We start from the raw sequence: 6,373 nt of genomic DNA, 5'->3' as shown, positions 1-6,373 counted from the left end.
CTTCGGTATTCCGATGATTGAACATATTGTTCCTTTTGAGAAGTATGTTCAAGCAATCATCTTATGTCCTACGCGTGAATTAGCGGTTCAAGTTTCTGAAGAAATGAAGAAGTTGTCTAAGTTTACTAAAGGAATTTGGGTGACGACGGTATATGGTGGAGATTCCATCGATCGTCAAATAAAGTCCTTGAAAGCAGGGGCTAACATCGTAGTTGGTACTCCAGGTCGTGTAATCGACTTAATTGAACGTCGTGCCTTGAAATTAAATCAAGCATCGATGGTCGTTTTAGATGAGGCGGATGAGATGTTAGATATGGGTTTCCGTGAGGATATCGAAAGCATTTTGGAAGAAATTCCAAATGAGCGTCAAACAGTCTTGTTCTCAGCAACCATGTCTAAGCCGATTATGGCCTTGACAAACCGTTATTTGACTAATCCTAAATTAGTTAAAGTAGTTAAGAATGAGATCACGAACGTGAACATCGAGCAATTATACTATGATGTGAAAGGTCGTGCGAAAATGGAAGTTACAACACGTTTGATCGACTTCTATTCGTTAAAATTGGTCTTGATTTTCTGTAACCAAAAGAAGCGTGTAGACGAAGTAGTGGAAGAATTGATGTTGCGTGGTTATGCAGCGGAAGGCCTACACGGTGACTTGCGTCAATCACAACGTACCCAGGTAATGAATCGTTTCCGTGGTGGAAATGTCAGTTTCTTAGTGGCGACGGATGTGGCGGCTCGTGGTTTAGACGTAGATAATGTGGATGCCGTAATTAATTACGATATTCCATTAGATGAAGAATATTATGTACACCGTATCGGACGTACAGGTCGTGCTGGCAAGTCTGGTAAGGCATTTACGTTAGTAGTAGGAGCTGAGCGCAATCGTTTGCGTGATATCATGAACTATACGAAAGTAAAGATTGATAAAGGTGTGATTCCTACTTTCTCTGACGTAGTGGGTGTGAAGAAAGGTATGTTTATTGATCGGGTAGGTGCTACAATTGCCGAGGGTGGTTTAGAGTTATTTGATGATGCATTACCTAATTTCCAACATGCTGGTTTCACTGTTGAACAAGTAGTGGCTGCGTTAGTAAAGATGAACATGGGTGTCGTTAAAAACGAATTCGGTGATGAGAATCTCGAAGGCGATATGGAACGTAGCTCACGCAAATATGGTCGTGATGAACGCGGCGGTGGCGGTGGTCGCTTCGAAAGAGGCGGTGGCGGTGATCGTTGGGGTGGTGGAGACCGTGGCGGAGATCGCCGTGGTGCTGGCCGTTTCGAAAGAGGCGGTGATAGAGGCGGAGATCGCGGAGGTCGTTTCGAAAGAGGCGGTGATCGTAATTCTGCTCCTCGTGGTCCTCGCATGGATCGTGAAGGCAAACCTTACCGTTCTGACGAAAACATGGTACGTTTAGTAGTGAATATCGGATTCAACGAAAAAATATCTCCTTCTAATATCGTAGGAGCATTTGCCGGAGAATCTGGAATTCCAGGAAACGTATTAGGTCAAATTCAAATCGAGAACAAACACACGTTTGTGGATGTACCGAAAGAATATGCGAATGTAGTATTAGACAAAATGGCGGGAGCTCAGATTAAGGGCAAGCGAGTAAATGTCGATATTGCGAAAGCAGACAAATAATCAAAAGGGGCTCAGTTTGAGCCCCTTTTTTGTTACATTTTACGAAGGTAAAAATTCTGTTTCGGACAAATGGGTTTGAAAAATACCAAGCCTAAATCATAAAGGTCTACCGTTTGTATGACCGAATGATGAGACTTTAGGGAATTCCAAAAGGTCTCGTTTCTATATGGTCTCTGGATTAGGATAACGTCATTTAATGTCATCTGTGCCGGATCAAATTCGGATGACTTTTCGATAACTGATCCGTCTGAATGATGCTTTTTCAATTCCTCAACTAGATGATCATAAGTTAATTGACCATTCAGGAATGGATTCAAAAGTTCACAATATAAGGCATAGATGGAGGGTGAATGTAATCCATGTGCCGTTTGTGCCTTGAAATAAAATTGAAGCCGATTCATTAATTCAGGTGATAAGCAGGAATAAGCTCAAAAGGAGGGATGTCTACCTTAAATGTGGCCTGATTTTCTAAATTCAGGAATACATAATGTCCGCTCATTTTTCCAATAGAGGATATTAAAGGGCAACCCGAGGTATAAGTAAAGGAATTACCGGGTTCAATGATAGGTTGTTGTCCCACGACGCCTAAACCGTTTACTGTTTCTTTGGAACCTATACCATCTACAATTTCCCAAAAACGACTCACAAGCTGTCCCGGTTGGTTACTCAAGTTTTTGATTGTAATTTGGTAGGAGAAAAAGTGCTTGTAAGGTGGATTTAATTCCATTTCTGGTAGATGCGTTGTGTCTACTGAAATTAAATATCCGTTTGAAAAGGCTTCTGTCATCCTATAAAGGTCTAATGAGTAATCTGAAAGTAAAATTAGCTGATTCTTTGAATAATGATTGGAAAAAGGTGTTGAATTCATCTTTGACTTCTCCTTATTTCTCCGAATTATGTTCTTTTCTAACTCTAGAATATGGCCAAAAGGATATTTTTCCTCCCATTCATCAAGTCTTCTCCGCTTTTCATCGTTGTTCCTTTCAACAAACCAAGGTCGTTATTATAGGCCAGGATCCCTATCATGGAGAGGGGCAAGCACAAGGTTTATCGTTTTCCGTTCCCGCAAACTTCCCTTTGCCACCTTCGCTAAAAAATATCTACAAAGAATTATATGCTGATCTCAAAGTGATTAGATATACAGGAGATTTGAGTTCTTGGGCTGATCAAGGTGTTTTACTATTGAATAGCGTTTTAACCGTGCGTGCTGGAGAACCAAGTTCACATGCGAAGAAAGGTTGGGAACAATTTACAGAAGAGGTGATCATTCAGATAAGTCAACAGAAAGAATCAGTAGTCTTTGTTCTTTGGGGAGCGTATTCACAAAAACTAGCTAAACACATCGACGCTCAAAAGCATTTCGTCATTCAGGCGGCACATCCATCTCCTTTGTCTGCTAATCGAGGGGGATTCTTTGGGACGAAACCGTTTTCAAAAATCAATGAATATCTGGTGCGGAGTGGGCAGGAGGGGATTGATTGGGCACGAGAGTAGTGTGTAGTTTATAGAGTAGAGATGGTTTAAATGGTAAATGGTGAATAGTAAATGGTAAATGCTCTAATCTATAATCTATACTCTCTACTCTACAATCTATACTCTCCTCAGCTGACTCGGAAAATACACAAACTGATTCGCGAATTCTTTTTGGAAAAATCCTGATACAATACCCTCAATGAATTCTGGATGTGATTCCTCGAAAGTGGGAAGCCAGCACTGAAGAGAATAACCAACAGAATCAGGTTCTTGATGAGAGGTGATTTCAAACAAAAAGATTTGATCAACAAAGGCCTGTTTTTCGATCTCAGGCATAATGACCGTCTTCAAGGCGCGGATAGCAGATTCGTGAATTGTGGGCTCAAAAAATAAGGATAAGTTGTATTGGATCATTTTAGGGCGTTATAAAGGATTTCGGCCGTGTGTAGTCCTTCTTGTTCAATGCCATCTTTGATTTGATGACGACAAGAGGTTCCGTTGCTAGCAATGATACTCTTAATGGGTTTGTTTAATAAACGCGGGAATAAAACGAGATTAGCGATTTGCTGAGATAATCTATAATGCTTCTTTTCATAGCCAAAAGATCCCGCCATCCCGCAACATCCCGTAGGTAAAAGCTCTACTTCGTATTGAGAAGGAATACTTAATGCGATGCGTGTGGCTGTTAATCCGGCGATCGATTTTTGGTGGCAATGTCCATGTAACAGAATTTTCTGCTGCTTACCATGGAAGTCATCTACGCTAATTTTACCTGCTTTAAATTCACGGGCAATAAACTCATCGATGAGTAGACAATTAGGCTTTAAAGCCTCAGCCTGTGCTCGTTTATCTGCATCGATTAAGGCAGGGATTTCATCTCTAAACGTTAACAAGGCACTAGGTTCGATACCAATTAGAGGTTGATCAGCTGATATGAGTGCTTGAAGTTTCTCTACATTGGAATTTGCCAAAGCCTTGGCTTCGACGAGCATTCCTTTGGAAATAAAACTACGACCAGAGATGATATCGGATGGAATTTCAACGCCATAGCCCAAACGATTCAAAAGTTTTATTGTTTTTTGGCCTAAAGGAACCTCATTGTGATTCGTAAATTCATCAGCAAATAAATAAACTAAGCCATTCTTAAGGCCCTGTTGTGGATTTTTCTTCGCATAGCGCTTGAACCAGGTTTCTAAACTGGTGAATTGAACAGCAGGCAGACTTCGCTCTATGGCAAATCCCATGGCTACTTTAATCAGCGATGAAGTCAAGGGGAATTCGACTAGAAAATTATACAGTGGAGCTATATAACTAGCATAGCGTTGTAGGGTAGGGAAGTTGCCAATCAGTTTAGTGCGCAAGGGAACTCCCGATTTCAAATAAGACTGTTGCAGCGTTTCTGCCTTTAGTTTACCCATATCTACACCTGATGGGCACTCAGTTTGGCAGCCTTTACAAGACAAGCATAAATCTAGGATCTCGTGTAAATCAGGATTCGAGAAGGTCTCCTCCGCCGGTGAACTTAACAACTGTCGAAGCATATTGGCCCTAGCTCTCGTGGAATCTTTTTCCTGCAAGGTGGCCATGTAACTTGGACACATTGTCCCGCCGCTTAAAGCTGTTTTCTTGCAATCCCCTGACCCGGAGCATTTTTCTGCTAGTCCAAGTGGATTTCGCAAAACGCCATAATCAAAGAAATAGCTAGGTTCTGTTGCTTTTTGATCTGTAAAACGGAAGGCAGAATCCATCGCTGGACTGTCCGTTATTTTACCAGGATTAAAGATCTGTTGAGGGTCAAAAACGTACTTAATCTCTTTAAACAAGGCATAGATTTCTTTTCCCATTAATTCGGGAATAAATTCACCACGTAAACGTCCATCTCCGTGTTCTCCACTTAATGATCCTTTGTATTTCTTAAGTATTTCAACTGTTTCAGCCAAAATGCTCCTGAATAATTTGATTCCTTCTGGACTTTTCAAATTAATAAATGGCTCGATATGCAATTCTCCCGCTCCAGCATGCGCGTAGTAGGCAGCTTTAGTGTCGTTTCGAGCTAGTAATTCCTGTATTTCTGCCACATATGCGGGTAAATCTGTAGGGTCCACAGCACAATCCTCAATTAAATTGACGGGTTGAGTATCACCTTCTAAGTTACGAATTAGGCCTAATCCTGCTTTTCTGATGTCCCAACCTTTGGCAATATCATTACCCCATAAAATAGGGTAGGCGTATCCTTGATTCGCATTATTCAGCTCCTGAATTAAACTGGATACGTTTTTATCGAGTTCTTCTCGAGACTCAGCTCGCATTTCTACCATCAAGATGGCTGCCGGTTTTCCTTCTATAAATCCGCGATCTTTCTCAAAATTAGGGTGCCCCTCCGTGAAGGACAAGATGTACTCATCCACTAATTCTGAAGCCAATATGGGATGTTTTAGGGCCGTGATATTCGCCTGTAAAGACTCTTGCAAAGAGTGGCAATGAATACAAATCAAAGCTACCTCCGGCTGAGGGAGATCTAATAAGTTCAACTTCATCGAATGAACAACGGCTAAAGTTCCTTCTGAACCAGCGATTAACTTAGATAAGTTAAATGGCTCACCTTCAGCAGAGAAGGGTTGCATGTCCAATAATGCATCCAAAGCATAACCCGTATTTCTACGTTTTATTGACTTCTTAGGAAAACGATCTTTAATTAAAGCTTGAATCTCCGGATTATTCAACATCCGGTGAATCTCCCGATAAATCCTGCCTTCTAAATTTTGCAGGGTAGTCTTGTGGTAGAATTCTTCCCGCGTTAAAGGGTGCGTATGAATCTCCGTTCCATCCGATAAAAAGGCACGCGTTTCCAAAATATGATCCCGAACTGATCCCCAAACAATACTATGTAAACCACAACTATTATTGCCTAGCATTCCGCCTAAAAGGGCACGATTAGCTGTGGACGTTTCAGGACCAAAAAATAAATCTGCGGTAGCTAAATGCTTGTTTAGATCATCTCTCACCATACCAGGTTCGATCCAAACGCTTTTTTCTTTCTTATTAAGTGAAATGACTTTACCCAAAGCAGCCGAAATTTCCATTACTATTCCATCACCCACGACTTGTCCAGCCAAGGAAGTTCCGGCTCCTCGAGGAATTAAGCCAGTCTTTGCTTGTATAGCAAATTGAATGAGACGTTTGATGTCTTTCGAAGAGGCTGGAATGGCCACTGCGGCTGGTTTTACTTGATAAACGGAGGCATCTGTC

General features: G+C 41.4%; 6 protein-coding genes. 2 read left to right on the top strand and 4 right to left on the bottom strand.

The genetic code is table 11. The features are described from left to right. Positions 1-1,651 (top strand): DEAD/DEAH box helicase (locus tag ACILP5_RS11010; RefSeq protein WP_395618696.1); only part of this gene is annotated, 1,651 nt, incomplete at its 5' end. A gap of 32 nt (positions 1,652-1,683) precedes the next feature. Here the strand turns inward: ACILP5_RS11010 and ACILP5_RS11005 are convergent. Together ACILP5_RS11005 and apaG are read right to left on the bottom strand one after the other, a co-directional pair. Beyond that, complete coding sequence (locus ACILP5_RS11005; protein ID WP_395618695.1) at positions 1,684-2,052, bottom strand: hypothetical protein; 369 nt, start codon at positions 2,050-2,052, stop codon at positions 1,684-1,686. Next, complete coding sequence (gene apaG, locus ACILP5_RS11000) at positions 2,052-2,438, bottom strand: Co2+/Mg2+ efflux protein ApaG (RefSeq protein WP_395618694.1); 387 nt, start codon at positions 2,436-2,438, stop codon at positions 2,052-2,054. The genes ACILP5_RS11005 and apaG overlap by 1 nt, the downstream gene beginning before the upstream one ends. A gap of 14 nt (positions 2,439-2,452) precedes the next feature. Here apaG and ACILP5_RS10995 point away from each other — a divergent pair, with 14 nt between their 5' ends. Next, entirely contained in the window at positions 2,453-3,145 is a 693-nt protein-coding gene (locus ACILP5_RS10995) for a uracil-DNA glycosylase (RefSeq protein ID WP_395618693.1), read from the top strand. Between the two features lie 96 nt (positions 3,146-3,241). Here ACILP5_RS10995 and ACILP5_RS10990 read toward each other — a convergent pair whose 3' ends face one another. Next, a complete protein-coding gene (locus ACILP5_RS10990; protein WP_395618692.1) occupies positions 3,242-3,538 on the bottom strand; it encodes a DUF4286 family protein in 297 nt (98 codons plus the stop codon). Continuing rightward, on the bottom strand, positions 3,535-6,373 hold a 2,839-nt coding region (locus tag ACILP5_RS10985; RefSeq protein WP_395618691.1), incomplete at its 5' end, for an FAD-binding and (Fe-S)-binding domain-containing protein. The genes ACILP5_RS10990 and ACILP5_RS10985, both read right to left, overlap by 4 nt.

This window comes from Aquirufa sp. (genome assembly GCF_044239315.1).
Taxonomy (GTDB): Bacteria; Bacteroidota; Bacteroidia; order Cytophagales; family Spirosomataceae; genus Aquirufa.
Note: the sequence above shows the minus strand (reverse complement) of the source record. Positions and strands in the feature narration are given on the sequence as shown.